At 35.7% G+C, this 26,914-nt stretch carries 25 protein-coding genes and 2 pseudogenes; 12 read left to right on the forward strand and 15 right to left on the reverse strand.

Translation table 11 applies throughout. The annotated features are described in order from the left end of the window. Positions 1 to 85: 85 nt before the first annotated feature. Positions 86 to 2,619 (reverse strand): annotated as a pseudogene (locus tag H5J24_RS13720) (phosphoenolpyruvate carboxylase). A gap of 187 nt (positions 2,620 to 2,806) precedes the next feature. Here H5J24_RS13720 and H5J24_RS13725 point away from each other — a divergent pair. The 4 genes from H5J24_RS13725 to H5J24_RS13740 all read left to right on the forward strand — a co-directional run bounded on the left by H5J24_RS13725 (position 2,807) and on the right by H5J24_RS13740 (position 4,681). After that, a complete protein-coding gene (locus H5J24_RS13725) occupies positions 2,807 to 3,373 on the forward strand; it encodes a Crp/Fnr family transcriptional regulator (protein WP_068942704.1) in 567 nt (188 codons plus the stop codon). 57 nt (positions 3,374 to 3,430) lie between these two features. Beyond that, positions 3,431 to 4,012 (forward strand): peptide deformylase, encoded by a 582-nt coding sequence (gene def / locus H5J24_RS13730; protein WP_068942703.1) that lies wholly within the window; start codon positions 3,431 to 3,433, stop codon positions 4,010 to 4,012. A 64-nt stretch (positions 4,013 to 4,076) separates the two neighbouring features. Continuing rightward, positions 4,077 to 4,421, forward strand: coding sequence for a hypothetical protein (locus H5J24_RS13735; RefSeq protein ID WP_232815592.1), 345 nt, complete (start codon positions 4,077 to 4,079; stop codon positions 4,419 to 4,421). Between the two features lie 44 nt (positions 4,422 to 4,465). Next, positions 4,466 to 4,681, forward strand: a complete 216-nt coding sequence (locus tag H5J24_RS13740) for a hypothetical protein (protein ID WP_232815593.1) — start codon at positions 4,466 to 4,468, stop codon at positions 4,679 to 4,681. Positions 4,682 to 4,870: 189 nt separating this feature from the next. Here H5J24_RS13740 and lpdA read toward each other — a convergent pair whose 3' ends face one another. Next, the gene (gene lpdA / locus H5J24_RS13745; RefSeq protein WP_068942701.1) at positions 4,871 to 6,271 is read right to left on the reverse strand and encodes a dihydrolipoyl dehydrogenase; all 1,401 of its coding nucleotides are present in this window, start codon (positions 6,269 to 6,271) and stop codon (positions 4,871 to 4,873) included. Positions 6,272 to 6,371: 100 nt separating this feature from the next. Between lpdA and H5J24_RS13750 the strand changes: the two genes are divergently transcribed. The 6 genes from H5J24_RS13750 to H5J24_RS13775 all read left to right on the forward strand — a co-directional run bounded on the left by H5J24_RS13750 (position 6,372) and on the right by H5J24_RS13775 (position 10,834). Further along, on the forward strand, positions 6,372 to 6,782 hold the full coding sequence (locus tag H5J24_RS13750) for a winged helix-turn-helix transcriptional regulator (protein WP_068942700.1): 411 nt from the start codon (positions 6,372 to 6,374) through the stop codon (positions 6,780 to 6,782). A gap of 147 nt (positions 6,783 to 6,929) precedes the next feature. Further along, the gene (locus H5J24_RS13755) at positions 6,930 to 8,093 is read left to right on the forward strand and encodes an iron-containing alcohol dehydrogenase (RefSeq protein ID WP_068942698.1); all 1,164 of its coding nucleotides are present in this window, start codon (positions 6,930 to 6,932) and stop codon (positions 8,091 to 8,093) included. A 451-nt stretch (positions 8,094 to 8,544) separates the two neighbouring features. Further along, positions 8,545 to 9,018 (forward strand): lipocalin-like domain-containing protein, encoded by a 474-nt coding sequence (locus tag H5J24_RS13760; protein WP_068942696.1) that lies wholly within the window; start codon positions 8,545 to 8,547, stop codon positions 9,016 to 9,018. Between the two features lie 65 nt (positions 9,019 to 9,083). Then, positions 9,084 to 9,740, forward strand: coding sequence for a GDSL-type esterase/lipase family protein (locus tag H5J24_RS13765; RefSeq protein ID WP_068942694.1), 657 nt, complete (start codon positions 9,084 to 9,086; stop codon positions 9,738 to 9,740). 146 nt (positions 9,741 to 9,886) lie between these two features. After that, positions 9,887 to 10,330 (forward strand): lipocalin-like domain-containing protein, encoded by a 444-nt coding sequence (locus tag H5J24_RS13770; RefSeq protein ID WP_068942692.1) that lies wholly within the window; start codon positions 9,887 to 9,889, stop codon positions 10,328 to 10,330. A 339-nt stretch (positions 10,331 to 10,669) separates the two neighbouring features. Further along, a complete protein-coding gene (locus tag H5J24_RS13775; RefSeq protein WP_232815594.1) occupies positions 10,670 to 10,834 on the forward strand; it encodes a hypothetical protein in 165 nt (54 codons plus the stop codon). Positions 10,835 to 10,882: 48 nt separating this feature from the next. Here the strand turns inward: H5J24_RS13775 and H5J24_RS13780 are convergent, their stop codons facing one another. The 4 genes from H5J24_RS13780 to H5J24_RS13795 all read right to left on the reverse strand — a co-directional run bounded on the left by H5J24_RS13780 (position 10,883) and on the right by H5J24_RS13795 (position 14,592). Beyond that, a complete protein-coding gene (locus H5J24_RS13780) occupies positions 10,883 to 12,235 on the reverse strand; it encodes a DEAD/DEAH box helicase (RefSeq protein ID WP_068942688.1) in 1,353 nt (450 codons plus the stop codon). Between the two features lie 129 nt (positions 12,236 to 12,364). Next, entirely contained in the window at positions 12,365 to 12,874 is a 510-nt protein-coding gene (locus H5J24_RS13785; RefSeq protein WP_068942686.1) for a hypothetical protein, read from the reverse strand. Between the two features lie 69 nt (positions 12,875 to 12,943). Beyond that, entirely contained in the window at positions 12,944 to 13,255 is a 312-nt protein-coding gene (locus tag H5J24_RS13790) for a hypothetical protein (protein WP_232815595.1), read from the reverse strand. Between the two features lie 17 nt (positions 13,256 to 13,272). After that, positions 13,273 to 14,592: an ABC1 kinase family protein gene (locus tag H5J24_RS13795; protein WP_232815596.1), complete on the reverse strand. Its 1,320-nt coding sequence runs from the start codon at positions 14,590 to 14,592 to the stop codon at positions 13,273 to 13,275. A 450-nt stretch (positions 14,593 to 15,042) separates the two neighbouring features. Between H5J24_RS13795 and H5J24_RS13800 the strand changes: the two genes are divergently transcribed. Both H5J24_RS13800 and H5J24_RS13805 read left to right on the forward strand, forming a co-directional pair. Beyond that, positions 15,043 to 15,192: a hypothetical protein gene (locus H5J24_RS13800; protein WP_232815597.1), complete on the forward strand. Its 150-nt coding sequence runs from the start codon at positions 15,043 to 15,045 to the stop codon at positions 15,190 to 15,192. 195 nt (positions 15,193 to 15,387) lie between these two features. Next, positions 15,388 to 15,555 (forward strand): hypothetical protein, encoded by a 168-nt coding sequence (locus H5J24_RS13805; RefSeq protein WP_167386988.1) that lies wholly within the window; start codon positions 15,388 to 15,390, stop codon positions 15,553 to 15,555. Between the two features lie 55 nt (positions 15,556 to 15,610). Here the strand turns inward: H5J24_RS13805 and H5J24_RS13810 are convergent. From H5J24_RS13810 to H5J24_RS13850, 9 genes and pseudogenes are all read right to left on the reverse strand, one after another. Beyond that, a pseudogene (locus H5J24_RS13810) lies at positions 15,611 to 17,120 on the reverse strand (GNAT family N-acetyltransferase). Positions 17,121 to 17,471: 351 nt separating this feature from the next. Beyond that, on the reverse strand, positions 17,472 to 19,001 hold the full coding sequence (gene guaA / locus H5J24_RS13815; RefSeq protein WP_068942678.1) for a glutamine-hydrolyzing GMP synthase: 1,530 nt from the start codon (positions 18,999 to 19,001) through the stop codon (positions 17,472 to 17,474). Positions 19,002 to 19,176: 175 nt separating this feature from the next. Then, a complete protein-coding gene (gene purD, locus H5J24_RS13820) occupies positions 19,177 to 20,415 on the reverse strand; it encodes a phosphoribosylamine--glycine ligase (RefSeq protein ID WP_068942676.1) in 1,239 nt (412 codons plus the stop codon). Positions 20,416 to 20,504: 89 nt separating this feature from the next. After that, positions 20,505 to 22,022 (reverse strand): bifunctional phosphoribosylaminoimidazolecarboxamide formyltransferase/IMP cyclohydrolase, encoded by a 1,518-nt coding sequence (purH, locus tag H5J24_RS13825; RefSeq protein ID WP_068942674.1) that lies wholly within the window; start codon positions 22,020 to 22,022, stop codon positions 20,505 to 20,507. Between the two features lie 89 nt (positions 22,023 to 22,111). Next, entirely contained in the window at positions 22,112 to 22,675 is a 564-nt protein-coding gene (gene purN / locus H5J24_RS13830) for a phosphoribosylglycinamide formyltransferase (RefSeq protein WP_068942672.1), read from the reverse strand. Positions 22,676 to 22,754: 79 nt separating this feature from the next. Next, on the reverse strand, positions 22,755 to 23,747 hold the full coding sequence (purM, locus tag H5J24_RS13835) for a phosphoribosylformylglycinamidine cyclo-ligase (RefSeq protein ID WP_068942671.1): 993 nt from the start codon (positions 23,745 to 23,747) through the stop codon (positions 22,755 to 22,757). Between the two features lie 299 nt (positions 23,748 to 24,046). Further along, positions 24,047 to 24,580 (reverse strand): NADPH-dependent FMN reductase, encoded by a 534-nt coding sequence (locus H5J24_RS13840; protein ID WP_232815598.1) that lies wholly within the window; start codon positions 24,578 to 24,580, stop codon positions 24,047 to 24,049. Between the two features lie 103 nt (positions 24,581 to 24,683). After that, positions 24,684 to 25,412 carry a pirin family protein gene (locus H5J24_RS13845; RefSeq protein WP_068942667.1) on the reverse strand — a complete coding sequence of 243 codons (729 nt, stop codon included), beginning with the start codon at positions 25,410 to 25,412 and terminating at the stop codon, positions 24,684 to 24,686. A 257-nt stretch (positions 25,413 to 25,669) separates the two neighbouring features. Then, positions 25,670 to 26,890 (reverse strand): IS4 family transposase, encoded by a 1,221-nt coding sequence (locus H5J24_RS13850; RefSeq protein WP_068939257.1) that lies wholly within the window; start codon positions 26,888 to 26,890, stop codon positions 25,670 to 25,672. Positions 26,891 to 26,914: the final 24 nt, after the last annotated feature.

The raw sequence follows: 26,914 nt of genomic DNA on the forward strand, positions 1-26,914 counted from the left end.
ATTGTATAAATAATAAACTGATTATAAATTAAAAACGGGCATTAAAGCCCGTTTTTTTTCACTATAAATAGCGCATTTATTTTATTTAAGCGGAATTCCTGCTTGCATTAATATTTCCGAATAATGACCTTGTCACCAGCTTTTCATAAGCTTCTTTGTTTCCTTCTCCTTTCTGAATTTTCATCAATGCATATTGCTGAATGCTCAACAATGGAAGAACAATCTTCTCACGGATTTTTACTGATTTTCTGGATAATGGATCTTCTTCCTGAAGCATTTTGAACCCGGTAAGTTCCAGCATGATATCTCTTGACAATTCATATTCATCGAAAAGAATATTCCAGAAAGCCCCAAATTTAGGATTGTTTTTAATATAATAAGTCAATGGGAAGTAAGATTTGTTCATGCTCATCATTGAGTTTAATACTAATGTTTTGAAAAAATCAGATCCTTTATACAATTCTCTGACCTCTTCAAACCTTCCCTGCTCTTTCATCTGCTGCATGGCATATCCAAACCCAAAAAATCCGGGAACATTCTGTTTCAATTGCGACCATGATCCCACAAATGGAATAGCTCTTAAATCTTCAAACTTCAATTCACTTCCGTTTCCTCTTTTGGACGGACGGCTTCCGATATTGGTTTTTCCATAATACTCCAATGTACTCATTTCCTGAAGGTAAGGAACGAACATCGGATGTGCTTTCAGATCAGAATATTTCTGGTAGCTGATATTGGCCAGTTCAATAATCAAAGCTCTTTCTTTTTCTGTCAGGTCTTTTTTGGCATTTTTAAATACATCATTTTCCACTCCGGCTGTCAAAAGCTGTTCAAAATTGTACTTTGCCTGTTCTTTATTTCCGAAAATACTTGTAATTGTCTGTCCCTGAATGGTAAGTTCAATTTTATTATTGGCAATTGTTTTTCCCTGAGAAGCATAAAAATCGTGGGTTTTCCCCCACCTCTTGCAGGCGGCCCGCCTCTGCCGTCGAAGAACACCACTTTGATATTATTCTGTTCCGAAAGTTTTGTCAGGACTTCTTTGGCCTTGTAAATTTCCCAATTGGCTTTTAAATATCCTCCATCCTTGGTTCCATCCGAGAAGCCCAGCATAATAGTCTGCTGATTTCCTCTTCTTTCAAGGTGCTTTTTATAAACAGGATTCTGATACAATTCATTCATCACACGTTCAGCATTATTAAGCCCTTCCATGGTTTCAAAAAGCGGCACAATATCCATATTGATTTCTTCATCCTGATATCCACACACTTTAAAGAAAGCATACACATTCATTACATCTTTCACTGCATCGGAATTGGAGATAATATAACGGTTCATCCCTCGTAATCCGTTCAGGTTCTGGATTTCAGAAACCTGAGAAACTGTCAATAAGGTATCTTTTACGATATCTTCAAAATCATCAGCATTTACAGGGTTTGAAATCTGAATCAGCTTATTGAATTTCTGTTCGTAATCCACATCTTCATTACCATATACTTTTGCAAAAACTTCATCAATAACCTTCTGATGAATTCTGCTGTCCTGGCGGATATCTAATGTTGCGAAATGGGTTCCGAAAATCTTAACACGATCTCTGAAATTCACCAAAAGATCTAAAAACAAAGCATTGTGTTCGTTAATCAATATTTTTTCAGCCTCATCCGCTTTTTGTAAAATAGCTTCGGCAGTAATTGATTTTCCATCAAAAATAGCAGCATACAATTCCTCACTCAAAGCCGTCAACACTTCAGAAACACCTCTAAAGCTCAGTCTTCTTCTGATAAATTTCAAATGACTGTAATAAGATTTCAAAATGGCTGACCGTAGTTCTTCTGCCACTCTTTTGGTAACATCTGCTGTCACAAAAGGATTTCCGTCACGATCTCCACCCGGCCAGAAACCAAGCTGGATAATATCTTCATGCAAATGGAAATGCCCGTTTCCAAAAGTCTTTTTAATCTTAGTAAATAACTCACCAATGGTATCATAATACACATATCTCAGGTAAGAAATAATACTCAAAGCTTCGTCAATAGGTGTTGGCTTTTCTTTATTCACAAAAGGAGTTTTTCCTAATTGCTGCAAAAGCGTATCGATCTGGGTAACGGAATCGCTGGTAATGGCCCCTCTCAGATCCTGAATAATTCTCTGTACTGAGCTTGGGTAAAACTGAGTCGGGTGTGCTGTAAACACTACTTTCACGCTAAAATCCTTTAATTTTTCACGTACTTTTTCAATTTTATGATCCTGGAAAGAGCGCTCAAAAAGATTGGTCACGGTTCCGCCATCACTTTCGGAATGCAGGCTCGGAAATGCAGCATCTTCAATACTGTCAAATAAAACCACCTGTCTTTCTATATATTGAATGATCTTAAAAAGCAGTTCGAGTTTCTGCTCTTCAGTCTGTAGATCGGTATGATTTTTAAAAAATTCTTCTACGATTTCTTCGGGTGTTTTTCCTGCGTCGTAGCCGGTTCTGCTTTCCTCATAAAGAAAAGGAAGCAGCATTCCGATATTCGTCATTTTATCATAGGGCAGGCTCATAAATAATGAATTGTAGATCTGGAACTTATTTTCCACGATCTGCCTGAATTTTTCTGCGCGTTGGTCGTGTCTCATAATAACAAATGTAAGTGATTTTGGAATTAGTTGGGTTGACAAATGACAAAAAATAAAAACTTTATTCTCCTGAAAATTAAGCTATCCATAAATCATTCTTATCTATATGTTCAATTAAACATTTCGTAACTTTGAGGCTAAATTAATCTTCGATATAAAATTATCAGCTGTATTCAAAATTCCGAAAATGGGCTACATCAGAGAATATTACGAACAAATCGTCAAGCTGCAGGAATCTGAATGGGAGTTTATCGCAGGATATTTCCATAGAAAGACGTATGCTAAAAACGAAATCATTACCCAGCAAGGTGATACGGAAAATTACTTGTCTTTTATTGAATCCGGGCTGGTAAGGTTTTATATTCCTGATGATGAATATGGTTATACCTTCAGTTTCAGTTTTGAAAAGGAGTTTACCTGTGCCTATGATTCTTTTCTTAGCCAAACACCATCTGAATATGAGATGCAGGCATTAAGCGAAACTGTTGTATGGCAGATTTCTTATAATGACTTACAAAAAATTTATACTCAAACCCATGTCGGCAATCATTTGGGACGTTTTGCTTCTGAAAAACTGTTTCTGGCTAAAAGCAAGAGAGAGCTTTCTTTATTGAAACTTACGGCAAAAGAGCGATACTTAAAGTTATTCACGGAACAGCCAGAGTTATTGCAGCGCGTTCCCCTTAAATATATTGCCTCTTATATCGGAATTACCCCACAGGCATTAAGCAGAATCCGCAGACAGATTAATTAACATAGGTTCATTGTATATCTTTCCTCTTCTGCTGAACTTTGCAGAAAAGTATTTCAAATGAATTTACCAATTGTAGCCTATGGAAACCGCATTTTAAAACAGAAATGCACACAGATTAACGAGAACACCCAGGAAATCCAGGACCTTATTGCCAATATGTGGGAAACTATGGAAAGCTCCAACGGATGCGGCCTCTCCTCTTCGCAGATCAATAAGCCTTTACAACTTTTTGTTGTGGATAGCCAGATCACTTTTGAAAATCTTGATACCGAAGATCAGCTTCTCTATTTTGAAAGAAATGGTCAAGGAATCAGGGAAACTTTTATCAATGCGAAGATCATTGATTCCTCTGAAGAAACCTGGGAAGACTATGAAGGATGTCTAAGTATTCCCGGTCTGTCTCAAAAGGTGGAAAGGCCATGGAAAATTACCATTGAATATTTGAATCAGGATTTTGTAAAACAAACTAAAACTTTTGCAGGATTAACAGCAAGGATTATTCAACATGAATATGACCACACTCAAGGAGTTTTATATATTGATCATCTGAAACCTCTCACAAGAAAAATGATTGAATCAAAATTGAAAAAGATTATCAATGGAAATATTAAAACCGGTTATCCTATGAAATTTTTATAATCATTTTGAAGCATTAAAATGCATCAGTAATTTTCGTAAATTTGCTTTGAAAATATGGTTCTTTATGAAAATCATCATCGCACTTTCCCTGATCATTACCAGTCTGCTTTCAGCTCAGATCAAAGTTCCTGATGATTATAAGAAAATACCCGATATTCTGGATACTACAGAATACCTTTACCCTTTCGTTATTCCCAATAAAGAATATGAGTACTGGAGAGTTCTCACCAATGACAATGACCCCGACAAGGCCATCATCTACGAAAGCCAGGCTCCTCTTTTTATGACGATTAATGAGCCTGCACCTGAAAAAGGATTTTTTCAGAAATGTATTGAAATAGCTGTTTTACCTATATTCTTGCCTGCAAAAAAGAAAGATCTGTTTATTTTTCCAATGAACAGCAATTAAGAGATTTTATCGGAACCGTTGATAACCTTCCCGAAGCCATTCTATTGGCCAGAACTTACGGATACTCTATTGATACTAAAAACCGTTTTACGGGTTCTTATAAAATTGAAGACCATTCAATTTCTCTGTATGTTTTACAGTCTAAAGGCTGTCCTGTAACTAAAGAGTCTTTTTTAATTAAGATTAATAGAAAGACCGGCAAACTAGATGCAAAAAGCAATGGTGTGTATTCAAAAAGTGAGGATTGTACTACTTTATAGTTTGTCCGGCTATACAAAGACACGAGAATTTATCTTACATTAAATTTTTAAGTCCAAAAAAATCTATGTACCTATGGGATGAAAATTATTTTTTCAAACCACATAGAGACATAGACTATTATGCATAAATAGCAATTATTTGTGTATTCGTGGCAATTTACAAGTATTTTCCATAGCTTCACTTCAATATCAGATGTTAACTGCTCCCTGTCCTGATGCCATCAAATAAGCTTCTTTCAAAGTCTCGGAATACGTTGGATGTGCGTAGGAAATACGGAACATATCTTCTGCGGTCACCTCATATTCTTGTGCAATTACACCCTGGGCAATCAGATCAGCTGCTCTTGCTCCAATAATATGTACACCAAGTACTTCTCCATATTTTGGATCCACTAAAACTTTTGCAAACCCATCCGTATCCATCGAAGCTCTTGCCCTTGCACTGGCTGAAAACGGGAACTTACCGATGTTATAAGCAATATTATTCTTTTTGAGGTATTCTTCGGTATATCCAACTGAGGCTACTTCCGGCCATGTATATACCACAGAGGGAATTCTGTCATAATGGATATGATGTTTTTGCCCGTTAATTGTTTCTGCTACTAAAACGCCTTCTTCTTCAGCTTTATGAGCAAGCATTGCTCCACCAATTACATCCCCTATCGCATAGATATTTGAAACGGAAGTTCGATTGTTTTCATCTACTTTAATAAATCCACGGTTATCTAATTGTACATCTGTATTCTCAAGCCCCAATCCTTTTACATAAGGGCTTCTTCCTACAGCTACCAGAATATAATCAGCTTCCAATTCATTTTCTGTCCCGTTTTTATCTTTAAAAAAGACCCTAGCTGCTGTATCTGAACTTTCAGTTTTATAAACAGCCTGTCCCAAGCGGATATCAACCCCCTCTTTTTTAAGAATTTTCTGAAGACCTTTTCCCAATTCGTGATCCATCGCTGCAATCAAATGATCTGCATATTCAAGGATGATAACCTGAGTTCCGATACGATTAAAAATAGAGGCCATTTCTACTCCTATCACTCCACCCCCAATGATGACCATAGATTTCGGTTTTTCTTTCAGAGATAAAGCTTCTGTGGAAGTTATAATCCTTCTTTTATCAATTTCTATTCCGGGAATGGTGGATGGCTTTGATCCTGTTGCAATAATATAATTGTTAGCAGTGATCTCTTTCGTTTCTGCTTCATTAACTACTTTAATGGTGGTATTATTGATAAAACCAGCTATCCCTTTTAGATGGGTAATGTTATTTTTATCCATTAAGAAATTCAGCCCGCTGGTGTTTTTGGCTACTACTTCAGATTTCCTTTTGTACATCTGGGAAAAATCGAGCTCTATTTTATCAATTTTAATTCCATGTTCATTAAACTTATGATGCGCTTCTGCATAATGATGAGTGCTGTCCAATAGGGCTTTTGTCGGAATACAGCCTACATTCGTACAAGTACCGCCCAATGTGTCATATTTTTCGATAATTACTGTTTTATAGCCTAATTGTGCACTTCTAATAGCGGCAACATATCCTCCAGGGCCTGAGCCAATCACGGCAATGTCATAATTTTCCATTTGATTTATTAATTTTTTATGATTAAATTTACTTGCAAAGCAAAAGCAAAATTAATACAAACACTTTCATTTTGCAAGTAAAATATCATCAATTAAAATAATGAGTAAAAAAAGATCAGACTGTCCCATCAGCTGTTCACTGGAAATATGGGGTGACAAATGGTCATTGCTAATCATCCGTGACCTGATGCTTAAAAAAGAATGTACGTATGGGGAGCTTCAGAAAGCGGATGAAAAAATTGCTTCCAATATTCTGGCAACAAGGCTTCAGAACCTGTTGGAAAATGGAATTATTGATAAAAAAGACCACCCTGAAAACAAGCTGAAGATATTATACCATCTTACAGAAAAAGGGATTGATCTGGTTCCTGTTATTGTTGAAATCAATCTATGGGGAGACAAATATCTGACCATCCCTGACGACAGGAAAAAATTATTAGAAGATATAAAAAAGGATAAGGAAGACTTTATTAAAAGAGCAAAATCATATCTTTCCGGTAAGTCTATATAAAGACAGTCAAATAATTATCCGTTACAGATTGATGGGGAGATAAGTTTTAATAGCTTTCATGAAATTCAATCATAGCAATTTTAAAATTTCATTAACTTACTTTTCCCTTTTCATTCCGTAAATTTGAATTAAATAAATTTAAGAACAATGCTTAATTTCGAGTTTAAAAATCCAACCAAAATACTTTTCGGAAAGGGCGAAATCGCTAAAATTTCCAACGAAATACCAAAAGACGCCAAAATATTAATGATCTACGGCGGTGGAAGCATCAAAAATAATGGCGTGTACGACCAGGTAAAAGAAGCTTTAAAAGAGCATGATCTTTATGAGTTTGGTGGAGTCCCCGCCAATCCTGAATATGAGGTTCTGATTAAAGCTGTAAGTTTTATTAAAGAAAATGGTATTACTTATCTTCTGGCTGTGGGTGGTGGTTCTGTTATTGACGGAACAAAATTCATCTCTGCAGCAGCCAATTATGATGGTGAACCTTGGGATATCTTAAGAAAACAGGTAAGAACTTTTGAAGGAGAAGGGATGCCATTTGGAAGTATTCTGACTCTTCCTGCAACCGGTTCTGAAATGAACTCAGGATATGTGATTTCCAGAAGAGAAACTAATGAAAAATTGTCTTCCGGAGGTCCTGGACTTTTCCCTCAGTTTTCGGTTTTAGATCCTGAAGTCATTAGATCTATTCCTAAAAACCAGATTGTAAATGGGCTTACTGATGCTTACACTCACGTATTAGAACAATATATGACCGCTCCATCTTCTGCTGACCTTCAGGAAAGAATTGCTGAAAGTATCTTAATCAGTCTTCAGGAAACAGCTCCAAAAGTATTAGCTGAAGATTTCAACTACGATGCTGCCGGCAACTTTATGTGGTGCTGTACCATGGCATTAAACGGATTGATTCAGAAAGGAGTTATTACAGACTGGGCAGTACATGCTATGGGACATGAATTAACGGCTTACTTCGGTATTGATCATGCCAGAACACTGGCCATCATTGCTCCTTCCCATTATCGTTATAACTTTGAAGATAAGAAAGGAAAACTGGCTCAATATGCGGAAAGAGTATGGGGAATTAAAGAAGGAAGCATTGAAGAAAAAGCAGAATTAGGAATCAAAAAACTTGAAGAATTCTTCCACAGTCTTCATATCAAAACAAAACTGTCCGAATACACTGAAGATTTTAAAGGAACTGCAGAAAGAGTGGAAAAAGCTTTTACAGACAGAAACTGGCTGGGACTTGGAGAGTATAAAAAACTAACTCCTCAGGACGCTTCCAAGATTGTGGAAATGAGCTACTAGAAGGTTTTATATTCAAGATTTAAAGATTTTGTACGAAGTACATTTTATGTTTTGGCTTTAGCCCGCTCCCGTTGATATTCATATGAGTATAAATAGTTGAAGTTTTTGAAAAAGCAGGGCTAAAGCCCACCTATATTGATGTTGATAGCCAAACGCATAATAGTTGTTTAACGAAAAGATCTTTTATCTTTTATCTTTTATCTTTTATCTTTTATCTTTTATCTTTTATCTTTTATCTTTTATCTTTTATCTTTTATCTTTTATCTTTTATCTTTTATCTTTTATCTTTTATCTTTTATCTTTTATCTTTTATCAAATCATTCTCCTTTTATTTTTTTAAATCCTTCACTACTCTTTCTTCTTATTCATAAACATTTGTTTAAAAAAACACCATTTCATTACCTATATTTCAAATTTATTTATATTTTAGCATATTCTTAAATTTGTGAAAATGAAAAAACAGCTACTTTTATTCGCCTTTTCAGCTCTGGCGCTTACTTCGTGTAATGATGATAACCTTGACGCCTATGAAATGGGAATTTTGCAAGGGGATTGGAAAGAAGTAAAGACAGAAATTATTTCAGGAAAAGATAATAAAACGGTGCTTCAAACAATAACTCCGGAAGGATGTACTGCTAAAAACACCCTTTACTTCAGAACAGATAATTATGTAAGTTATACCGCTTATGATGGAAATGCAGATGGAAGCAACTGTCATTTTGCTGCTAAAAGTGAAGGAGATTACACATATAGTGCGGATTCTAAAATGTTGAATATCCATCTAAAAGGAGAAGAAGCTGAAAACATGAGCTTCAGAGTGGATATGCTTACCCAAACTGAACTTAGACTGGCACAGACCGTCGGAAATTATGACAAAGATGGAGACAAAATTATAGATGTCACCTACATTACTTACAAAAGATAAAATTTAAACTCCCGTTGATCGGGAGTTTTTTATTACTTTTATCTCAAATTTTAAAACTGAATATAATGAAGAAGATCCTATCAGCATTTCTATTGCTGTGTTTTATGATTGCCTTTTCACAGGAAAAAAAGCCAATGTTCTGGCATGACATCCAGGAATTCAAAAAACAAGATCAACAAAACCCACCTCCAAAAAATGCCATCCTGTTAATAGGAAGCTCCTCTTTTACCAAATGGACGGACGTAGCAGATTATTTTCCAACTAAAACCATCATCAACAGAGGTTTTGGAGGCTCAAGACTTACAGATCTTAATTATTTTGCGGATGATCTTTTATCTCCTTACCAGCCTAAACAGATTATTATCTATTGCGGTGAAAATGACTTTGCTGATAATCACCAGCTAAAGGCTCAAAAAGTAGTAAAAAGATACAAAAGCTTTTACAAAAAGATACGTGAAAAATTTCCTGATATTGAAGTAGATTATATTTCAATGAAATATTCTCCCAGCCGAGAGAAGCTTTGGCCTCAGATCAAAGAAGCTAATGCCAAAATTGAAGCTTTTATGAAAAAACAACCTCATGCAGAATTCATAGATGTAACCAAGGCTATGGAAGATGCTAACGGAAATGTAAGAAAAGATATTTTTGTGGAGGATATGCTTCACTTTAAGCCTGAAGGTTATCAGATCTGGACTAAAGTGATGATGCCTTATATGAAATAAGAGGTTCAATAATTTAGAAAACAAAAAACAGCTTCATACAGGTTATTGAAGCTGTTTTTTTATTTATCCTTTAAAATTTTGTCCAAAAAAATATTATTACTATTATTTTTTTTCTTTTCTTTACATCAAATCACAAAACAACACCAATGAAAAAATTATTATTTTGGGCAATTTCTGCCCTTCTGATACTGTATTCCTGCAGTAAAGATGATGATCAACAACCTACAATAATAGGAACCTGGAAAACGACAAAAAAAATAATCATTTCCGGAAAAGATGGCTCCATCATTCTGTCAGAACTCTATGATGCCTGTGAGGGACAATCCAATTTAGTGTTCACTAAAGATCAGAAAGTGACCAATAATGAGTACAAACTCATAGGGGGTAATTGCAGCCTTCTCAGCAGCCGAACTATAATGTACACCTATGATGATGCATCCAAAAAACTAACCTTCACATATGATAGCAGCCCCCCTCAATCTTTTACTTTAAACCTACTCACACACAATGAATTTCAGGTCATTCGAAGTCTGTTTGATTATGACAACGATGGCATTGATGATAAAAATATTCTTGTCTTAACTAGATAAGCAAAAATCTGCAAAAAATAATTTACAAAACAAGTAAAAAAACTTCATATTTTAATACGTTTCAGGTATGAAAAAGTATCAGATAATCTCTTTATTATCGGTATTCCTTTTTTATCATGCAATAATAATGATTATGCAGATTCCCCTTTAATAGGAAGCTGGAAAGCTGCAAAAAGAAAGATTATTTCAGGGAGTACCAATGCTACCTTGATTGAAAATCAACTATCCGGATGCGATACTCAAGTTTCGTATGATTTTTTCGTTAATGGCGAATTCGATTACAATAATTTTTGTGATAACATACGGGAGACAGGAAAATTCAAATTTGGACCAAACAGTATGGTTATTACATTCTACATCACAGTAACTGGTGGTGATGACCAACAGGCCTACCAAAATCTACATTTGCTTAATACATCTACAATGGAAATAATCAATAGTAAGCCAGATTATGATAACGACGGAATTCAAGATATCTATGTGACTGTTTTTCAGAAACAGTAGATTTTCCTTGAATAAAAAACTCTCAGATTTATACCTGAGAGTTTTTTATTATTTTTTTCTCTTGGATTTAGAGATTGATTTTTGCTGTGCTCTGTTGGCTCCAAACTTCTTAGGTGCTTTTCTTTTGGAAGGTCCACCCCAGTTTTCTTTGGTATTCTTCGCTTTTTTCTCATGGAAAGCTCCTCCTCCTTCATTCAGTTTTACCTGTGCAGGATTTTTCATTACTACTTCATCTTTTTCAGAAGCAATTTTGGTTGGATTAATTTTAACGTCTTCCGGGAAGTCATTAAACTTTAAATCTTTATCCATTAAAAGCTCGATATCTAGGATTAAAGGCTCTTCTTTTTTAGTTACAAAAGTTACTGCTTTACCTTCTTTATCAGCTCTACCGGTTCTACCGATTCTGTGGATATATTGTTCAGGAATATCGGGTGTCTCAAAGTTGATCACATGGGTAATATTGGAGATATCAAGACCTCTTGCCATTACATCTGTGGTAATCAAACCTCTGATCTCTTCATTTTCAAAGCTTTTCATTGCCTTAAGCCTGTAGTTCTGAGATTTATTGGAGTGAATCACATCAAACTGCCCAGGGAAAAGCTCATCAATCTTAGTAAAAAGAAGATCTGCGTGTTTTTTATTATTATTAAAGATCAATACTTTAGACATATCCGCATCAGTCTTCAACAAATGCTCAAGAAGGTTGATCTTGGTATTAAAGTTCTCAACTTTATAACCCGTCTGTTCAATTTTTTCAAGCGGTGTTCCTGATTTCGCTAATGAAATTTCTATTGGGCTCGCAAAATATTCGTCCAGCATATCATCAACCGCTTCTGTCATCGTTGCAGAGAAAAGAATATTCTGTCTCTTCTCTCTCATCATTTCGAAAATGTGGGTTAACTGTGGTCTGAAACCAAGGTTAAGCATTTCATCAAATTCATCGATGATAAGTTTCTGAACTTCTTTTAAAGAAATTGCGTTATCTATCGCAAGGTCCATTACTCTACCCGGTGTTCCTACCAGGATATCACAACCATCATTAAATAATAATTTCTGGGTGTTGATATTTTTCCCACCATATATTCCAATTACTCTTGCAGTGATATTTTCAGTCAGCTTCTCAAGAATTTCTGCTACCTGTACCACCAATTCCCTTGTCGGAACAAGTACTAAAACTGTTGGATTTCCTGTTTTACTGTATTTCCAGGTTTTCAGAACAGGTAAAAGATAAGCCAAAGTTTTCCCGGTTCCGGTTTGTGCAATTCCCATTACATCTCTTCCGGAAAGGATAGGCTTCAAACTCTTCTCCTGAATGGGAGTAGGTTCAAATAATTCTAGATCTGCTAAAACATCAAGAATTTTAACCGGCAGGTCAAAATCTGCAAAAGTGAGTTTTTCCATTTTGCAAAGATAGGTATTAATATTAAAATGTAAAATCAGGTTTCAGACAACAGAAATGGCGATATGGAAAAAGACCAGTCCCCAAATGAAGCGGAAGTCTAAGATTGAAGCCAAAAATTTTAAAACTTATCAGTTAATCTTTATACTTTTACTGCTTATTTTTATATCATCATCTTTCCATTCGCTGGCGGTGATTATGACGTTCCCTTTCTTTTTAGGATCTTTTTTAATTGGAAATTGGTCTTCTTCCCATTGATTACAGTGAGTGGAAACAGGATCAACCAATGGTTTCCATCCTGTTTTGCTTAAAGTATAGGTGTAAAATGGATGCCAGCAGCTTGTACACCAATTGGGATAAAAGCCAACCTCATCTTTACCGTCTCCATTAAGGTCTCCCAGATTATATAAAGCACCGCCTTTAGCTGGTGAAATAACAAACGGCTTTATCTTTTTATCACTGAAATAGATTGTAGTTTCACATTTTCCATCACATTCATCACTACAGTCACTTACTTTAGCATAAACATATTCTTTTGTTCCGTTGCCGTCAAAGTCTCCCTGAAGTATTTCTTCGCTTTTCTCCTGTGCCATACAGAATAAACAGCAAAGAGTTGCTGTAGTTATAATTAGTTTTTTCATTGGTTTATTTTTGTTTCGGGGTGCGGAATAAAAGGTTCGGGATGCAAAAGATCATAGTCTGCAACACAGTTATTTTCTTGTTACTCTCAGCAAAAGTATGATTACCAAAATAATTGAGAATACAAATCCTAACACTGCCACTAAGGACAACTCTCCTATTCTTGGTCCTGATTCTGACGCAAAAACGATTGATGTCGCAATGATATTCGCCCCTAAAATCATAGCTAGAATAAGATTGACAACACTGGACTTTATCAGCTGATTGGTCTTTTCAATATTTTTGATTTCACTGGAAACGGTGAATTTATTTTCATCCAGCTTTTGAAGCACTGAACGAAGTTCTCTTGGGATCTCATCTACATTATCGGTAAAATTCATCATCCGGTCCATCCCTGTTTTTAAAATGTTTTTCGGGTTGATCTTCTTGGTAAAAATCTTTTTAGTATAAGGATGAAGGCTTTTACAATATCCAGATCCGGGTTGATATTTCTTCCCACTCCTTCTATCAGGCTGATACCTTTAAATAAAAGATAGAAGTAATCAGGCATATAAAGTCTGTTATCCTTTAGAATATCTTTCATCTTATTGATAATGACCTGCACATTAATTTCCTGTAATGAAGAGCTGTGAACAAAATTGAGAATATCTTCCACATCGTTTTCAAATCTTCTTTCATCCGGAATTTCATAACTCACCGCCATTTTTTTGAGATATCTGACTATTTTATGCGGATTTTTAGCCACAAAACTTACAATAAGATTTTCAAGAATTTCCTTATCATTTGGCTGAATTTTTCCAACGGCTCCAAAATCAATAAAGACAATCTTGTCATCTCTTTTCACTAAAATATTCCCGGCATGCGGATCAGCATGAAAGAAACCATAGTCTAAAATCTGAGAAACAAAGAGCCTTAACCCTGTTTCAGAAACTTTTACAGGATCAATATCATGGGCCAGAAGAACAGCTTTATCGGTTACTTTGATGCCATCAATAAACTCCATACAAAGAATATTATTGTTGGAGAATTCTTCATACACTTTGGGAACATAGGTCTCCTTATTATTCTTAAAATTGAGTCGGAACTGCTGGATATTATTCTTCTCATTAATTAAAGAGACTTCTTCTAATAAAGATCTTTCAAAAGTAGAAATGGCTTGTTTTAAATTAAGCTTCTCTCCTATTTCCGAATAAGCTGAGATTAATTTTTCAATATCCTTGATCAGCAATAAATCGTCTTCGATAACAGACTGAACATCAGGTTTTCTGAGTTTTAAAATAACAGGGCTTCCATCCAGCAAAACAGCTTTATACACCTGTGCAATGGAAGCTGTAGCCAATGGTTCTTTCTGGATTTCCAGGAAATGATCTTTTACAGAGATATTAAACTCACTTTCCAGAGCTTCTTCCACATCCATATCTACAGTTTCAACTTTATCCTGAAGTTTCTGTAATTCCTGAATCAGTTCCGGTGGCAGCAAGTCTTCTCGGTTACTGAATGTCTGCCCAAGTTTTACAAAAGTAGGTCCTAACTCTTCAAGAGCCAGTCTTATTCTTTCGTAAACGGTTCCTTTTGAAATTATTTCATCAGAATCTCCTGAAACTTCTTCCTGCTTATTTCCGCCATTCATTCTTGCAAGCATATCTTTAAAACCGTATTTGCTTAATACGGAAATCAGTCTTGCGGATCTTTTCAGTTTTCTTTGCTGCTTGTCAAACATAGTGTATCAATAATAAGTGCAATTTACTCCAAAAACTATTCCTAATGCTATATCATCTTAGGTTAAGAATAAAAAATTTAGGGTTAAGTGGCTGGAAGTTGGAAGCTTGAGGTTGGAAGTTACTTTTAGCCACACAATTACTATCTGTATTCTTATTTAACCCTTTAAAAACTAAACTAGAAAAAGAATTATTCTTTAGAGTTTTTATTAATTTCAGCCTCCAATTGCTAACTTCATGCTCATCTTAGTAAAAATTATCAGCTTGAATTTAGCTGATTTCATAAAAAAGCAAGCGTAAAATCACCATACAGAGATTAAAAATATTACCACATAATCAGCATTTTAAATGATTATTTCTAATCATAATTAAAAAATAATGTCATGTATAATAATAATTTATATATTTATGAGGTACAAATATTAAAATAAACCAATAAAAAGTATTACAACATGAAAAATTTACGTAACAGCAAACTTTCAAGAGGACAATTAAAAGGTATTGCAGGAAGTGGGAGTATTCCCCGATCAAAAACTGTACATCCGAATGCTGCCCTACTGATGGAAGACAAACATGCCCTTGGCTTATGTGTCCTGATGTAGTTTGTCCACAGTATTCATAAAATACTCCATTAAATTTTAGGTAAAATAGAACAGAGTGCTTGTTCATTCTGTTTTATTTTTTAACAAAAAAATATTTATGCTTGATTTTCTATAACAGTAAAGAGCATAAAGTACTATTTCTAATAAGAATACTCTTCTTTTACTTTACACAACTAATTAAAAATAATATTAAAAATGAAAAATTTACGTAACAGCAAACTTTCAAGAGAACAATTAAAGAACGTTTCAGGAAGCGGAATCATTATCGGTGGTAAGTGTTCTTACCAGTGCTGCCCTACTGACGGACTTCCAAAATGCCCGGGATTAATTTGTCCTGCGGTAGTTTGTCCACAGTATAAATAATTCGCTCAATAAATTTTAGGTAAAATAAAACAGAATGCTTTCGCATTCTGTTTTATTATTTAAGATAGGTTTCATAAAGATCTTTCCGGCGGTCTTTCATCACCTGAACAGAGCCATTGTGATGAAGATCTTTCAATAAATTCAAGTCTACATCTACAATTAAGGTCATTTCTGTATTAGGAGTGGCTTCCCCTTTCACCGCATTGGATGGGAACGCAAAATCTGAAGGAGTAAATACAGCAGCCTGCCCAAACTGGATATCCATATTATTTACTTTCGGGAGGTTTCCTACACAGCCTGCGATAGCCACATAACATTCATTTTCTATAGCTCTGGCTGCTGCACAATGACGTACTCTCATATAAGCATTCTGAGTATCGGTGAGATAAGGAACAAACAATATCTTCATTCCCTGGTCTGCTAAAATTCTTGGTAATTCCGGGAATTCAACATCATAACAGATAACGAGTCCGATTTTACCACAGTCTGTATCGAAAACTTTGATTTCATTCCCACCTTTCATCCCATAATATCTTTTTTCATTCGGAGTGATGTGAATTTTCCTGTATTCATCCATACGACCATCACGATGAAGAAGGTAGCTCACATTATACAAATCATTTGTATCATGATCAAATACAGGCATACTTCCAGAAATAATATTGACATTATAGCTGATGGCCAGCTCAGAAATTTTCTTTTTAATATCTTCAGTAAGTTTGGCCAGCTCTATCATACTATCTCTTTCAGAAAGGCTATTGAAAGGTGCCAGCAAAGGCGTATTGAAAAGCTCCGGGAACAACACAAAGTCTGATTTATAATCTCCCATTACATTCACAAAGAATTCTACCTGTTCATAAAAGGCTTCTATGTCTTTAAAATGCCTCATCTGCCATTGTACCAATCCCAAACGGATGATGCTGTCCTGCATGGTATTCGGTCTTTTGCTATAATAAATATTGTTCCATTGCAGAAGCACGGCATTTTCTTTTGAAGCTTCGTCCTCGGGAAGATACTTTTTCAAAACTCTGATCGGCAAAAAGTTATTGGAAAGCTGAAAAGATAAAACCGGATCATAAATTTCCTTGTCTCTTACTCTTCGGATATATTCTCTGGGAGAAAGTTCATGACTGTGTTTGTGGTAATTGGGGATTCTTCCCCCAAGGATAATTGATTTTAGATTTAGCTGTTCACAAAGTTCTTTTCTAGCATCGTACAATCTTCTACCAAGACGCAGTTCACGGTACTCCGGATCTACAAAGACTTCTATTCCGTATAGAACATTTCCGGTGGATAAATGGGTATTGAAGGTATAATTGCCTGTAATATCACTATAGGTATGATCATCTCCGAATTCTTCATAATTAACGATGATAGAAAGTGCTACGGCTGCCAGTTTGCCATCTACAGTAATGCAGATCTGCCCATTTGGAAATATTCTTGTCAGTTTTTCTATACTTTTTTTTAGACCATATGGATTCTGACATCTGTGGATAGGCTCTTTTCATTGTTTCCGCCAGCTCATCATAATCCTGAACAGTCAGGGGTCTTGTTTCTATTTGCATTTGGTATATTTTTACTTAAATTTAGTGAAATTTTGTTTTTAACAGGTAATTACTATGCAAAACATTAACCAAAATGTCAATTAAAAAAAACAATAATTTTTTTGAATCAAAGTGAATGCTCTATTTGTAAAAAACTTTGGAAGAAAGCCATGATATTGTCCTATTTCCAGCGTTTACCTCAGACAAAAATCAGAGATTTATAGATTTAATGATGTGGGAGTTTATCATTCTTGTTTACAGAAAAGAAACTTGGAACAGAAGCATTACTATTTTTCAGAAACAAAATATCCAATGTAAACAGAAAATCCCACCCAAATGGGTAGGATTTATATTTAAAATTCAAGTCAAAAATTATTCCCACTCAATAGTTGCAGGTGGTTTACTTGAAATATCATAAGCTACTCTGTTGATTCCTCTTACTTCGTTGATGATTCTGCTTGAAACAGTATCAAGGAACTCGTAAGGAAGTCTGCTCCATGTTGCAGTCATGAAATCGATTGTATTAGCTGAACGAACTACAGCTGTGTATTCGTAAGTTCTTTCATCTCCCATTACTCCTACAGATTTTACCGGAAGTAATACTACGAATGCCTGAGATACTTTCTCATAAAGATCATTTTTGTATAGCTCTTCGATGAAAATATCGTCAGCCTCCTGAAGGATTCTTACTTTCTCAGCATCTACAGCTCCCAATACTCTGATTCCTAGTCCTGGACCTGGGAAAGGGTGTCTGTATACCAGGTGGTGAGGAATTCCTAATTCTTCTCCTACTCTTCTTACTTCGTCTTTGAAAAGCTCTCTTAGAGGCTCTAATAATTCGAATTCCATATCTTCAGGAAGCCCTCCAACGTTGTGGTGAGACTTGATCACTGCAGATGGTCCGTTTACAGACTGACTTTCGATAACGTCAGGGTAAATGGTTCCCTGAGCTAAGAATTTAGCACCTTCAATTTTGTGAGACTCTTCATCAAATACGTGGATAAACTCGTTTCCGATGATTTTTCTCTTCGCTTCCGGATCGTCTACTCCTGCTAATTTTGAAAGGAATCTTTCTTGAGCATCCACCATTTTAATGTTCATATGGAAATGTTCCCCATACTGATCCATTACTTTCTTCCCTTCATCTTTTCTCAATAACCCAGTATCTACGAAGATACAAGTTAATTGATCTCCGATTGCTTTATGAATCAAAACAGCTGCTACCGAAGAGTCTACACCTCCTGAAAGACCAAGAATTACTTTATTGTCTCCTACTTTTTCACGGATTTCTTCAACTGTTTTCTCAATATAGTTGGTCAGTTTCCAGTTTTTCTCTGAGTTACAGATTCCAAATACGAAATTTTCAAGCATTTTCGCTCCTTCTTCTGTGTGAGAAACTTCCGGGTGGAACTGTACACAGAAGATTTTTTTGTCTTCATTTGAAATAGAAGCAATTACTCCTGATTTTGCGTTTAATTCAAAACCTTCAGGCAGTTCTCCTACTTCGTCAAAGTGGCTCATCCAAACTACAGAGTTTTGAGTCACTCCTTTTAATAAAGAGCTTTCTTTAACGATCTCAAGATTTGCCTTTCCGTACTCTCCTTTTTCTCCTTTATTTACTTTCCCTCCTAAAAGGTGAGCGGTCATCTGCATTCCGTAGCAAATTCCCAGAACCGGAACTCCCTGTTCATACAATGTTTTTTCAACCAGGTGAGCATTTTCTGCGTTTACAGAACTTGGTCCACCTGAAAGGATAATTCCTTTTGGTTGTTTTGCTATAATATCTTGTAAAGGTGTATTGAAAGGTAAGATTTCAGAATATACTCCCATCTCACGGATTCTTCTTCCGATAAGCTGGTTGTACTGGGATCCGAAATCTAAAATAATAATACCGTTGTTCATTTTGTAATGATTGATAAATGATGATTAATTTAAAAGCTTCAAGCGATAAGCTTTAAGCAGTAAGCTTTTTTTATATTACAATATGCTTACAGCCTCCAGCCTAAGGCCTATTGCTTACTTAACTGTTTTACAAAAAAGACTTGGAATGGCTCCAAATCTTTTTTCGTGATTTTTATTAAAACTTTCCGATGTCTTCTCTGTAGAAGCCGTAATCGAAATGTACGTGGCCTGCGTCTTCGTAAACTTTTTTGCGGGCATCTTCAAAAGTAGCTCCTGTAGCTACAATATTCAATACTCTACCACCATTGGAAACTACTTTATCTCCTTTTGTGACAGCACCTGCATATAACAGTTTACTGTGTTTTACTTTGTCTTCTCCTGTAATTTCGAAACCTGTTTCGATATTTCTTGGATATCCTCCTGAACACATTACAAGACAGATTGCTTTTTCGTCTTTAAACTTAAGCTCGATATCTTTCCCATCCATACAGTCCTGGATCACATCTAGAAGATTGTTTTCCATAAGCGCCATCAATACCTGAGTTTCAGGATCTCCGAATCTCATGTTGTATTCAAGAAGATAAGCTCCGTTCTTAGTTACCATTAATCCGAAGAAAATGATTCCTTTAAAACTGAATCCTTCTGCTTTAAGACCTTTAATAGTAGGCTCTAAAATATTTTGTTCAAAATCAGCGTAGTGCTCCTGAGTGAATTCCGGGCTTGGTGCCACTGAACCCATTCCTCCTGTATTGGGTCCTGTATCTCCGTTTCCTGCTTTTTTATAATCTTTTGCAGCTACACATGGGAAAAGCTTTTCACCGTTAGAGAAAGCAATGATAGAAGCTTCAAAACCTTGTAAATACTCCTCGATTACTAAACGGATACCAGCGTCTCCATAAATTCTTCTGATCATGAAGTCGTGGATCGTAGCTTCAGCTTCTTCAAGATTGTCACAGATAACAACTCCTTTTCCACCTGCTAAACCACTTGCCTTGATCACTAAAGGATATTGCTGTGTTTGTACATATTCTTTTGCTTCGTTATATGAATCAAATACTACCGCTTTAGCTGTTTTGATATCATAGGTCTGCATAAATTTCTTAGAGAAAGCCTTACTTCCTTCCAGGCTTGCTACCTTCTGAGTAGGTCCGAAAACCTTAAGATCGTGCTTTTTAAATTCATCTTTGATCCCAGCTACCAATGGAGCTTCTGGTCCTACGATCGTTAAATCAATCTTTTCTTTAATAGCGAAATCTCTAAGTTCTTTGATTTCTGATAAATGAACATTTTTCCCTATTGCATCGGTAGTAGCATTCCCGTTAGCAAAAAACATTTTAGAAATTCTCGGGTCATTCTGAAGCTTTGCTGCTAAAGCAGATTCTCTACCGCCTTCACCTATGATTAATATTCTCATACTTTATTTATTATCTAGTCTTATTCTACAAATATATAATTTTGGATGCTAAAATTACCATCCGAAATTATTTTTTAATTCTATTTTAATTAGTGGAAAAAGTGTCTAACCCCAGTAAACATCATTGGAATTTTATGCTCATTAGCTGCTTCAATGCTGTCCTGATCTTTTACACTTCCCCCTGGCTGAATGATGGCTTTGATACCTTCCTGAGCGCAGAAATCTACCACGTCACGGAAAGGGAAAAATGCATCGGATGCCAATACTAAATCTCCTGTGAATTTTTCTTTTGCTCTTTCAATCGCCTGCTGTGTAGCCCAGATTCTGTTGACCTGTCCACCTCCGATTCCGAAAGCCTGAATTCCGTTAGAAACTACAATAGCATTAGATTTCACATATTTTACCACTCTCTGAGAGAAAAGCAATGCTTTTTTCTGTTCTTCCGTAGGCTGAGTTTCAGTCACTACTTTGATATCATCAGAGAAATGTAAATCATTATCCTGAACCAAGATACCACCGTCTACTTTTACCCATGTTTTCTTGTCAGAAACAGGGTTTACGATTTTGATGATTCTAAGGTTTTTCTTTTTTCTTAAAACTTCAAGAGCTTCTTCGTCGAAATCCGGAGCCATTACAATCTCAAGGAATGTTTTATTCAGCTCCTCAGCCGTTGCGGCATCGATCTTATAGTTCATAGCAACAATTCCGCCAAAGATAGAAACCGGATCACATTCGAAAGTTTTTTGGTACGTTTCCAATGCTGAAGCACCGATCGCAACTCCACAAGGGGTAGAGTGTTTTACAGCACAACAAGCCATTTCTTCTTTGAACTCAGTGACTACTTTCCAGCAAAGATCCATATCACGAAGGTTATTGAAAGAAAGTTCTTTACCACCAAGCTGTTCGAAGTCTTTCATTGCTCCGTTCTCGAAAGTAGAAACGTAATAAGCTGCCGACTGGTGAGGGTTTTCACCGTATCTAAGATCAGAAACTTTTTTGTAAGAAGCATTTAAATACGTTGGATATTCCTCATCTAAAAGCATTCTTGAAATAGCGGCATCATAAGCTGATGTAAGGTTGAATACTTTTCCTGCAAGCTTCTTACGAGTCTCAATGTAAGTATCCCCGTTTTGTTCCATTTCAATTTTTACTGTTGTATAATCTTCTACATCAGTAATTACGGTAACAGAATCAAAGTTTTTCGCTGCAGAACGAAGCATAGACGGACCACCGATGTCGATAAACTCTACTTTCTCGTGTAAAGAAATGTCTTTATTCACGTTTTCAAAGAAAGGATAAAGGTTTACGATCACCATGTCTATCAGACCAATTCCGTGCTCCTGAACGGTTTTCATGTGCTCTTCGTTGGTACGAACCGCTAACAATCCACCGTGAACTTTTGGATGTAAAGTTTTCACTCTTCCGTCCAACATTTCAGGGAAATCGGTTACCTCATCAATCTGAATTGGATTTAAACCAGCGTCTTTCAAATGTTTGAACGTTCCTCCTGTGGAGATCAACTCATAATTCTGAGCTTCCAAAAACTGTGCGAATTCAATTAATCCACTTTTGTCAGAAACACTGATTAAAACTCTCTTTTTACTCATTACTTTCAATTTTTACTTTTCACAGTTATTTCAAACTGTATCCGGGTCTTTCACCTCCGGATTACTTTTTATTTTACTTAGATTTTTTTTTAGTTTCCCAAGACCTTATTAATGGCTAAAGGAAATATCTCATATTCAATCTGGTGAACTTTCTGAGCTACTGTTTCAGGAGTATCCTCTGCTGTTACTTCAAAAGATTTCTGAAGAATAGCCTCTCCTTCATCAATACCCGGAGTTACAAAATGTACTGTTGCTCCACTTTCCGTTTCTTTAGCTTCAATAACAGCATTGTGAACGTTCATTCCCCACATTCCTTTTCCTCCAAATTTCGGAAGCAATGCCGGATGAATATTGATTATTTTACCGTTCCAGTTTTCACAGATCTCAGGTTTTAAAATGGATAGGAATCCTGCCAATACAATAAGGTCTGTATTTTGTGGAACTACTTTAGCCAATTCGCTGCTGAAATTTTTCCCTCTTGGAATCAGTATGTTTTCTATATTATGATTCTTTGCTCTTTCCAATCCGAAACATTCTCTGTCTGCTACGACTAAAGACACTTTTGCATTCTGAATTTCTCCAGCTTCAATGGTATCAATGATTCTCTGCAGATTGGTTCCTGAACCAGATACAAGCACTACAATGTTCTTCATTATTCAGATGTTAGTTAGAGGTCAGATATCGGATTACAGACCTAAAGTCTGATGTCTGGTGTCTGAAATCTGATGTCATTTATAGTGATAAATTGATTTTCTCTGCACCTTCAATGATTTCACCAATTTCGTAAGCGTCATCTAAAAGATGCAATACTTTTTCAGCATGTTCTGCATCTACAACGATTACCATCCCTACGCCCATATTGAAAGTACCGTGCATTTCTTCACGAGCAATTCCGCCTCTCTTCTCCAACTCAAGCATTACATTAGGAATTCTGATTTTTGATTCGTCGATCGAAGCACAAAGTCCTTCAGGGATGATTCTTGGAACGTTTTCATAAAGACCACCGCCTGTAATGTGAGCAATTCCTTCTACTTTTACTTCTTCCAATACTCTGTGAATATCCTTAAAGTATAATCTTGTAGGAACTAAAAGGGTTTCATATAATGGTTTTCCTTCAAACTCTTCTTCAAAGTTCGGGAATACTTTTCTTACTAAAGAGAATCCATTGGAGTGGAATCCTGAGCTTGGTAATGCAATAATTTTGTTACCTGGTTTGATTTTAGAACCATCAATGATTTGGTCTTTTTCGACGATTCCTACACAGAACCCTGCAACATCATAATCTCCAGGCTGGTACATTCCCGGCATTTCAGCAGTTTCTCCACCAATTAATGCACAGTTGTTATCTTTACAAGCATTTACCATTCCAAGAACGATTTCCGCCGCAATTTCAGAATCCAGCTTTCCACAAGCTAAATAATCTAAGAAGAATAAAGGTTTAGCACCGTGGCAAAGAATATCGTTGGCACACATTGCGAAACAATCTACTCCAATAGAGTCGTATTTTTTGGTATCTAAAGCTACTTTCAGTTTCGTTCCTACTCCATCTGTTCCTGAAACAAGAACCGGGTTTTTGTATCCTCCAATCTCATAGAAAGCACCAAAGCTTCCCAAATGGTTCAATACATTGGAATTGTGGGTTTCACCCACTGCTTTTTTGATCTTGTCAACCGTTTTGTATCCTTCTTCTTTGTCTACTCCTGCTGATTTGTAAGTGTTGCTCATGTCTGCTTAGATTTTTTAGATCCTCAGATTTCAGTTCTCAGATTATGTATGATCCGGTGACTGTTATCTTACTATCTTTATATATTTCAATTTACTTTTTATATTCGATTTAGAAAACAAAAAAAGCCGACAATCTTTTCAGATTATCGGCCGTTATTTTATCTCAGAATTTCAGAGCCCACAATTTTCCCTTTATGAGAAAAACATTGTTTATAGGAGGTCTGAATTTTCATCTCTTTTCTTTTTGCAAAAATAGTAATTTTAAATGAATATTCAAATTCTATTTTTCAAGGATGGTTTCAATGGCTGCAATCTTCTTTATTTTTTTCTTTTAATTCGCTGTCTTTCTCAGCGTTAGAAATTTTTTGTTCCGCTTTATCAAAGTTATTATTGAAGAAAGGAAGTGAGAAAGTTTCTACCACATTTCCACCATGAAAAGGGAAACGCTTAGAAGCCGCTTCTAAAACTCCGGCTCCACCTCTGCCTCCAGGTGATGTAGACATCAATAGCATTGGCACTTCATTCCATACGGTTCTGTCTTTGATTCTTGATACCCAATCGAACACATTTTTGAATGCTGTAGAGTATGTTCCGTTGTGCTCTCCTAAAGAAACTAATAATAAATCTGCGCCATCAATTTTAGCTGCAAAATCATGAGCTTCCTGAGGAACTCCACCAGCTAATTCTCTTTCATGTTTGTAGATTGGCATTTCGAAAGGGTTCAAATCGATTACTTCTACTTCTCCTTTATCAAATAATGTGGATGCATACGCTACCAACTGCTTGTTCATTGAAACTTCTGAATTACTTCCTGCTATTGCTAAGATTTTCATATGTAGTATTTATTTTTAAGTTATACAGAACCACGATCTCTAAATATTCTGTTGATCGTAATTCTGTATTATTTTTTTATTTTAAGGGTACAAATTTAGTTTTTTATTTAAGATAAGAAGGTAATTCCATTGGGACTTCCATCAATAGTATTTCAGCATCTTCTATAGCTTCGATATTAAAGCTTTGTGTATCCCAGATTCCCAATCCGTCTCTTTCATTCAGTACGCGATCTCCTACTTTGGCGCTTCCTTTCAATACAAATGCATACACTCCGTTACCTTTTTTGTTCAGCATGTAGTTTTTTCCATTTCCTTTTTTGAAATTAGCAATATTAAACCATACATCCTGATGGATCCAAACTCCATCATCATTTTTATTTGGTGATAAAATTTGCTGGAACCCATTGATCTTTTCACCTTCTTTGATACTTTTCTGATCGTATCTTGGTTCAAGATTCAGTTCTCTTGGGAAAATCCATATCTGTAAGAATTTTACTTCTTCGTCTTTATTTTTGTTGTATTCACTGTGTTGTACTCCGGTTCCGGCACTCATCACCTGAATCTCACCTTTTTTGATTACCGCAGTAGTTCCCATTGAATCTTTATGTTCCAAATCTCCTTCCAAAGGAATAGAAATAATCTCCATATCCCTGTGTGGATGTGTTCCGAATCCCATTCCCTGAGAAACGGTATCATCATTCAACACTCTTAATACTCCAAAGTTTGTTCTGTCTCTATTCTGATAGTTAGCAAAACTGAAGGTGTGGTAAGAGTTTAACCATCCATGATTGGCATGGCCTCTTGAATCTGCTTTATGATATACTGTTTTCATTTCTGTGATTATTTTATGGTACAAATGTACGGGATGGGAAGGTGAAAAAAAGTTGATGTAGGATAAGAAAGATGAAAAGGTGGCGAAGAAACCTAAGAATGCTAAGAAATCTGAAAAAATTGTGGATATTGTTTTTCTCGCAAATCATGCAGATTTTGCAGATTTTTCCATACATCTTAAGGCTAAGAGAATGCATTTAAAATATGAAAGCGGGCTTCAGCCTAGTGGTGGTCGGAAGAATATCCGACCATTTTATTTTAAGTTTTAAAAACTTTATCAGGATTTCCCCCTGCCCCTATTATTAATATAGATATGGCAAGGTTCCTTATCTCCATAGCAAATCTTCTTTTGGCTGTTTTATATCCTATATTATTTGCTTTTTTATAGATGAGAATGAGCATAGCTGTAATAAGAGTCATGTAAATCATTACTTCTATACCATTTTTATTGAGTGAAAGAAGATGACTAGCATGAAGTTCCTGTTTTAGAAATCTAAAAAACACTTCAATGTCCCATCTTTTCCGATAATAATCCGCAATATCTTTTGCAGAGATTTGAAAGTCATTGGTTAGAAACCAAAATTCTTTTTCAGGTTGCTGTTTGCTGCTTACTACAACCAATCTGAAATGTGTTTCAATTTGCTCCTCCTTATTATAAGTTTTCCCTTTTTGAGTTGGGACAGGTTTTGACGAATATAACTTTACTAAACTATCTTTTATGAGTACAATTTCTCCTAAGTCGATATTCTGATCTTTTTCAATAAAAGACTTTATTTCTTCATGTTTTCTATTTTCTTTAGATCTTATAACAAAAAACACCCCTTTATCATCAAATTCTTTCATTCTTTGGGCAGAACCCAATCCTTTATCTATAATATAAATATTGGCATGTTCTTTTTCTCTTTTCACATGTTGCAATACAGCTTCAGAAAGAGCATTATCTTCTGCACAGTATTTAGGAGTATTGTAAATTTCAACTCCGCAAGGAAGCAGCCCATCAAATAAGACACTATACTTAATAAATTTCTTACCTCCGTTTTGAGCAATGCCTTCCTTTAATTTTCCAGCTGCTTCACCAATAACAGTGCTATCTGTTCTGATTAGATCATATTTTTCTCTTTCTGCCGGGTTATAGGAATCACAGAACATATTATAGATACAATCGTAGATTTCTTTAAAGTATCTTGAATCGATTTTTGAAAGCCTCTCAGAAATAGAACTGCGTCTTACAGTTTCAGTTTCATCAAGATTGAATAAAGCCTTAAATACAGGATCTTTAAATGTGTCTTCCAGTGTTCGCTGGCTTAATTTTTCATTGCTGGTAATGGCAAATAACAGAAGATAAAACATCTTTCTGCCTTGAAGTACTTTAGAATAATGATCTACTTTGGTATTGGCTGAAAGATGAGATAAGAGGGCTTCAGGAATAAAGCTTAACAACTGGGAAACTGAAATTTTGTGCTCGCTAAAAATGGACATATTAATAAGTATACTTATCAAAGA

This window comes from Chryseobacterium capnotolerans, from assembly GCF_021278965.1.
Taxonomy (GTDB): Bacteria; Bacteroidota; Bacteroidia; order Flavobacteriales; family Weeksellaceae; genus Chryseobacterium; species Chryseobacterium capnotolerans.

Coding starts and splice junctions, on each gene's coding strand:
- H5J24_RS13765 (WP_068942694.1), top strand. CDS start 9,084: ATGAAGAAGATCCTATCAGCATTTCTATTGCTGTGTTTTATGATTGCC.
- H5J24_RS13790 (WP_232815595.1), bottom strand. CDS start 13,255: ATGATGAATTTTACCGATAATGTAGATGAGATCCCAAGAGAACTTCGT.
- H5J24_RS13800 (WP_232815597.1), top strand. CDS start 15,043: ATGAAAAATTTACGTAACAGCAAACTTTCAAGAGGACAATTAAAAGGT.
- lpdA (WP_068942701.1), bottom strand. CDS start 6,271: ATGGAAAATTATGACATTGCCGTGATTGGCTCAGGCCCTGGAGGATAT.
- H5J24_RS13845 (WP_068942667.1), bottom strand. CDS start 25,412: ATGAAAACAGTATATCATAAAGCAGATTCAAGAGGCCATGCCAATCAT.
- H5J24_RS13755 (WP_068942698.1), top strand. CDS start 6,930: ATGCTTAATTTCGAGTTTAAAAATCCAACCAAAATACTTTTCGGAAAG.
- H5J24_RS13750 (WP_068942700.1), top strand. CDS start 6,372: ATGAGTAAAAAAAGATCAGACTGTCCCATCAGCTGTTCACTGGAAATA.
- H5J24_RS13850 (WP_068939257.1), bottom strand. CDS start 26,890: ATGTCCATTTTTAGCGAGCACAAAATTTCAGTTTCCCAGTTGTTAAGC.
- purN (WP_068942672.1), bottom strand. CDS start 22,675: ATGAAGAACATTGTAGTGCTTGTATCTGGTTCAGGAACCAATCTGCAG.
- purM (WP_068942671.1), bottom strand. CDS start 23,747: ATGAGCAACACTTACAAATCAGCAGGAGTAGACAAAGAAGAAGGATAC.
- H5J24_RS13795 (WP_232815596.1), bottom strand. CDS start 14,592: ATGTTTGACAAGCAGCAAAGAAAACTGAAAAGATCCGCAAGACTGATT.
- H5J24_RS13805 (WP_167386988.1), top strand. CDS start 15,388: ATGAAAAATTTACGTAACAGCAAACTTTCAAGAGAACAATTAAAGAAC.
- guaA (WP_068942678.1), bottom strand. CDS start 19,001: ATGAACAACGGTATTATTATTTTAGATTTCGGATCCCAGTACAACCAG.
- H5J24_RS13770 (WP_068942692.1), top strand. CDS start 9,887: ATGAAAAAATTATTATTTTGGGCAATTTCTGCCCTTCTGATACTGTAT.
- H5J24_RS13775 (WP_232815594.1), top strand. CDS start 10,670: ATGGTTATTACATTCTACATCACAGTAACTGGTGGTGATGACCAACAG.
- purD (WP_068942676.1), bottom strand. CDS start 20,415: ATGAGAATATTAATCATAGGTGAAGGCGGTAGAGAATCTGCTTTAGCA.
- H5J24_RS13760 (WP_068942696.1), top strand. CDS start 8,545: ATGAAAAAACAGCTACTTTTATTCGCCTTTTCAGCTCTGGCGCTTACT.
- H5J24_RS13840 (WP_232815598.1), bottom strand. CDS start 24,580: ATGAAAATCTTAGCAATAGCAGGAAGTAATTCAGAAGTTTCAATGAAC.
- H5J24_RS13735 (WP_232815592.1), top strand. CDS start 4,077: ATGAAAATCATCATCGCACTTTCCCTGATCATTACCAGTCTGCTTTCA.
- H5J24_RS13725 (WP_068942704.1), top strand. CDS start 2,807: ATGGGCTACATCAGAGAATATTACGAACAAATCGTCAAGCTGCAGGAA.
- purH (WP_068942674.1), bottom strand. CDS start 22,022: ATGAGTAAAAAGAGAGTTTTAATCAGTGTTTCTGACAAAAGTGGATTA.
- H5J24_RS13780 (WP_068942688.1), bottom strand. CDS start 12,235: ATGGAAAAACTCACTTTTGCAGATTTTGACCTGCCGGTTAAAATTCTT.
- def (WP_068942703.1), top strand. CDS start 3,431: ATGAATTTACCAATTGTAGCCTATGGAAACCGCATTTTAAAACAGAAA.
- H5J24_RS13785 (WP_068942686.1), bottom strand. CDS start 12,874: ATGAAAAAACTAATTATAACTACAGCAACTCTTTGCTGTTTATTCTGT.